The sequence below is a fragment of the Saccharopolyspora sp. genome (assembly GCF_017434145.1).
Taxonomy (GTDB): domain Bacteria; phylum Actinomycetota; class Actinomycetes; order Mycobacteriales; family Pseudonocardiaceae; genus Saccharopolyspora_C; species Saccharopolyspora_C galaxeae.
The window spans coordinates 1-4,690 of record NZ_JAFRFW010000986.1; the positions used below are offsets into that span (position 1 = coordinate 1).

Genomic DNA, 4,690 nt, shown 5'->3' on the forward strand with positions numbered 1-4,690 from the left:
GGAGGCCGTGCCGGACGGGCCGACCACCCGCCGGATGTGCGCGCTCGCCGGCGAACTCGGCATGGTCGTCGTGGTGCCGATCTTCGAGGTCGACGGGCCGGGCTTCTACTACAACACCGCCGCGGTGATCGACGCCGACGGCAGTTACCTCGGCAAGTACCGCAAGCACCACCTGCCGCACCTGCCCGGCTTCTGGGAGAAGTACTACGTCCGCCCCGGCAACCTCGGCTGGCCGGTGTTCGACACCGCGGTCGGCCGCGTCGGGGTCTACATCTGCTACGACCGGCACTTCCCGGAGGGCTGGCGGGCGCTGGGTCTGGCGGGCGCGCAGCTCGTCTACAACCCCTCGGCCACCAGCCGCGGCCTTTCCTCCTACCTGTGGAAGCTGGAACAACCGGCCGCCGCGGTCGCCAACGAGTACTTCATCGCCGCGATCAACCGCGTCGGCGTGGAGGAGTACGGCGACAACGACTTCTACGGCAGCAGCTACTTCGTGGACCCCTACGGGCAGTTCGTCGGCGAGGTGGCCAGCGACACCGACGAGGAGCTGCTGGTGCGCGACCTGGACCTCGACCTGCTCGACGAGGTGCGCACCAAGTGGGCCTTCTACCGCGACCGCAGGCCGGACGCCTACGGCCCGCTGACCACCCCCTGACCGCCCGCGGGCACCCGAGCGATCCACGCGCATCCGAGCAACGAGGAGAGGACGGCGATGGCAGGCACTGGCGTGCACACCGAGCTGGCGAAGCGGCGCCGCGCGGTGCTGCCGGACTGGGTGGCGACCTACTACGACGAGCCGATCGAGATCGAACGCGGCGAGGGCAGGCACGTCTGGGACGCCGAGGGAAACCGGTACCTGGACTTCTTCGGCGGCATCCTGACCACGATGACCGAGCACGCGCTGCCCGCGGTCACCGCCGCGGTCAGCGAGCAGGCCGGCCGCATCCTGCACTCCTCGACCTTGTACCTGAACCGGCCGATGATCGAACTGGGCGAGCGGGTCGCCGAACTGTCCGGCATCGAAGACCCGCGGGTCTTTTTCACCTCCAGCGGAACCGAGGCGAACGACACCGCATTGCTGCTGGCCACCGGGTACCGCGGGTCCAACCAGGTGCTCGCGCTGCGCAACAGCTACCACGGGCGCTCGTTCTCGGCGCTGGCGATCACCGGCAACCGCGCGTGGTCGCCGACCAGCCTCTCGCCGGTGCAGACCGCGTACGTGCACGGCAGCCGCAGGCGCGGCACGAAGCTCGCGGAGCTGTCCGACGAGGCGTTCATCGACGCCTGCGCCGAGGACCTGGAAGACGTGCTCGGCCAGTTGCACGGCAACGTCGCCTGCCTGATCGCCGAGCCGATCCAGGGCGTCGGCGGGTTCGCGGTGCCGCCGGACGGGCTGTTCGCCCGGTTCAAGGAAATCCTCGATCGGCACGGCATCCTGTGGATCAGCGACGAGGTGCAGACCGGCTGGGGCCGCACCGGCGAACACTTCTGGGGCTGGCAGGCGCACGGCGGCAGCGGCTCGCCGGACCTCATGACCTTCGCCAAGGGCCTCGGCAACGGCATGTCCATCGGCGGCGTCGTGGCCAGTGCCGAGATCATGAACAGCATCGAGGTCAGCTCGCTGTCCACCTTCGGCGGCAGCCCGGTCACCACTGCGGGCGCGCTGGCGAACCTGGACCACCTGCTGGCGCACGACCTGCAGGGCAACGCGCTGCGCGTGGGCTCGGTGCTGCGCGGCGAACTGGAGAAGGCGCGGGAGCGGCTGCCGATCGTGGCCGACGTGCGCGGCAAGGGCCTGATGCTCGGTGTCGAGCTGGCCCGGCCGGACACCGGTGCTCCCGACCCGGCCGCGGCCACCAGGGTGCTGGAGGAGACCCGCCGCGGCGGACTGCTGATCGGCAAGGGCGGCCTGGACAACAACGTGCTGCGGATCGCTCCGCCGCTGAGCCTCACCGAGCAGGAGGCCCGGGACGGAGCGGCGGTCCTGGTCGACGCACTCGCGAGAGCGCAGGAGTGAGGCCATGGGCAGAACACTGATCAGCGGCGGCCTGGTGATCACGGCGACCGAGGAGGTCGAAGCCGACGTCCTCGTCGTCGACGAGAAGATCGCAGCGGTGGCCACGCCGGAACTGGCCGAGCAGTGGCGACCCGGCGCGGACCGGGTGATCGACGCGCGCGGGCGCTACGTGATCCCCGGCGGGGTAGACGGTCACACGCACATGCAGATGCCCTTCGGCGGCACCTACGCCTCGGACACGTTCGAGACCGGTACCCGTGCGGCGGCTTGGGGCGGCACCACGACGATCATCGACTTCGCCATCCAGTCGATCGGCCATTCCCTGCGCGAGGGCCTGGATTCCTGGCACGCGCAGGCCGACGGGCAGTGCGCGGTGGATTACGGCTTCCACCTGGTCCTGTCCGATGTGCACGAGTCGGCGCTCAAGGAGCTGGACGCGCTGGTCGGCGAGGGCATCACCAGCTTCAAGATGTTCATGGCCTACCCGGGCGTGTTCTACAGCGACGACGGCAAGATCCTGCGCGCCATGCAGCAGGCCGCGGGCAACGGCGCGTTGACGATGATGCACGCGGAGAACGGCATCGCCATCGACGTGCTGGTGCAGCAGGCGCTCGCCGAAGGCCGCACCGATCCGCGCCAGCACGGCAAGGTGCGGCACCCGCTGCTGGAGGCGGAGGCGACGCACCGCGCGATCCAGCTCGCCCGGGTCGCCGAGGCCCCGCTGTACGTGGTGCACGTGTCCGCGTCCGAGTCGGTCGCCGAACTCACCCAGGCCCGCGACGCCGGGCTGCCGGTGTTCGGCGAAACCTGCCCGCAGTACCTGTTCCTGGACGTGACCGAACTCGACCGGCCCGGCTTCGAGGGCGCCAAGTTCGTGTGCTCGACGCCGCTGCGGCCCGCCGAGCACCAGGAGTCGTTGTGGCGGGCGCTGCGCACCGACGACCTGTCGGTGGTGGCCACCGACCACTGCCCGTTCTGCTTCACCCCGCAGAAGGAGCTCGGGCTCGGGGACTTCTCCAAGATCCCGAACGGACTGCCCGGCGTCGAGCACCGGGTGGACCTGCTGCACCAGGCGGTGGTGGCGGGCCGGATCACCCGCCGCCGCTGGGTGGAACTGGCCAGCACGGCTCCCGCGCGGATGTTCGGCCTGCACCCGCGGAAGGGCTCGCTGTCGGCGGGCAGCGATGCCGATGTCGTCATCTACGACCCGGTTGCCGAGCAGGTGCTCTCCGCCACGACGCACCACATGAACGTCGACTACAGCGTTTACGAGGGCAGACGCATCACCGGCCGCGTCGACACGGTGCTCTCCCGCGGCGAGGTGATCCTCGATGAAGGCGAGTACCGGGGCCGCGCCGGGCACGGCCAGTTCCTGCCGCGCGGTACGTGCGGGTACGTGACCTGATCGCGGGCGTCCCCGCACACCACCGGCGATCAGCCTGCGACCCGTTCAGTGATGACCGTTCAGTGACGACCCGTTCAGCGACGACCACGGAGGCGCCCGTGCGATTCGGTCTCGTGCTGCAAACCGACCCGTCCGCCTGGCGGGTGGTGGACCTGATGCGCCGCGCCGAAGACCTCGGCTTCGAGCACGGCTGGACGTTCGACTCGTGCGTGCTGTGGCAGGAGCCGTACGTCATCCACAGCCAGATCCTCGCGGCCACCGACCGCATGGTCGTCGGCCCGATGGTGACCAATCCGGCCACCCGGGACTGGACGGTCACCGCCTCGACCTTCGCGACGCTCAACGAGATGTTCGGCAACCGCACGGTCTGCGGCATCGGACGCGGCGACTCCGCCGTGCGGGTCACCGGCGGCAAACCGAACACGCTGGCCACGCTGGAACACGCGATGCAGGTCATCCGGGACCTCGCCGAGGGGCGCGAGGTCCGCCTCGACGGCAACGAGGTCCGGCTGCCGTGGGTGCGCAACGGTTCGCTGCCGGTGTGGATGGGCGCTTACGGGCCGAAAGCGCTCGAACTGGCTGGACGCGTGGCGGACGGGTTCATCCTGCAGCTCGCGGACCCGCTGCTGACCCGCTGGATGGTCGATCACGTGCGGCAGGCCGCCGCGGACGCGGGCCGCGACCCGGCCGAGATCACCGTCTGCGTGGCCGCGCCCGCCTACGTCGGCGACGACCTCGCCCATGCCCGCCAGCAGTGCCGTTGGTTCGGCGGCATGGTCGGCAACCACGTGGCGGACCTGGTCACCCGCTACGGCGCGCAGTCCGACGCGGTGCCAGCCGCGTTGACCGACTACGTCAAGGACCGCGCCGGTTACGACTACGCGCACCACGGCCGCGCGGACAACCCGGACACCGAGTTCGTGCCGGACGAGATCGTGGACCGCTTCTGCCTGCTCGGCCCGGCTCCGGCGCACATCGACAAGCTCACCGAGCTGCGCGACGCCGGCGTCGACCAGTTCGCGCTCTACGCCATGCACGACGCAATAGAGTCCACAATGGAGCAATACGGCTCGCAGGTGATCCCGGCGGTGCGGGCGGACGACTCGGCCACGCGCTGAGCCCGGTCAGCTCGCGGCGGCGACCTCGGCGTCCAGCAGCCGCTTGACCGCCGAAGCCGCGGCCCGTCCGGCCCGGTTCGCGCCGATCGTGCTGGCCGAAGGTCCGTAGCCGACCAGGTGCAGCCGCGGTTCGGCCGCGACCTGCGTGCC

The 4,690-nt window shown here is 70.5% G+C and carries 4 protein-coding genes and 1 pseudogene; 4 read left to right on the forward strand and 1 reads right to left on the reverse strand.

The features are described 5' to 3' along the window. The 4 genes from IJH84_RS26745 to IJH84_RS26760 form a co-directional block, all read left to right on the forward strand. The coding region (locus IJH84_RS26745) for a nitrilase-related carbon-nitrogen hydrolase (protein ID WP_295150418.1) at positions 1-655 on the forward strand (655 nt) is incomplete at its 5' end. Positions 656-712: 57 nt separating this feature from the next. Next, on the forward strand, positions 713-2,017 hold the full coding sequence (locus IJH84_RS26750) for an aspartate aminotransferase family protein (protein ID WP_200069467.1): 1,305 nt from the start codon (positions 713-715) through the stop codon (positions 2,015-2,017). A 4-nt stretch (positions 2,018-2,021) separates the two neighbouring features. Next, positions 2,022-3,422, forward strand: coding sequence for a dihydropyrimidinase (gene hydA, locus IJH84_RS26755; RefSeq protein ID WP_295150423.1), 1,401 nt, complete (start codon positions 2,022-2,024; stop codon positions 3,420-3,422). Positions 3,423-3,520: 98 nt separating this feature from the next. After that, a complete protein-coding gene (locus IJH84_RS26760; RefSeq protein ID WP_200069465.1) occupies positions 3,521-4,540 on the forward strand; it encodes a TIGR03842 family LLM class F420-dependent oxidoreductase in 1,020 nt (339 codons plus the stop codon). A 6-nt stretch (positions 4,541-4,546) separates the two neighbouring features. On the opposite strand, the pseudogene IJH84_RS26765 reads toward IJH84_RS26760, so the two are convergent. Further along, a pseudogene (locus IJH84_RS26765) lies at positions 4,547-4,690 on the reverse strand (pyridine nucleotide-disulfide oxidoreductase); the annotation flags it as partial.

What these genes read in the sequence shown, in the direction of transcription:
- hydA (WP_295150423.1), top strand. Translation starts at nt 2,022, where the DNA reads ATGGGCAGAACACTGATCAGCGGCGGCCTGGTGATCACGGCGACCGAG.
- IJH84_RS26750 (WP_200069467.1), top strand. Translation starts at nt 713, where the DNA reads ATGGCAGGCACTGGCGTGCACACCGAGCTGGCGAAGCGGCGCCGCGCG.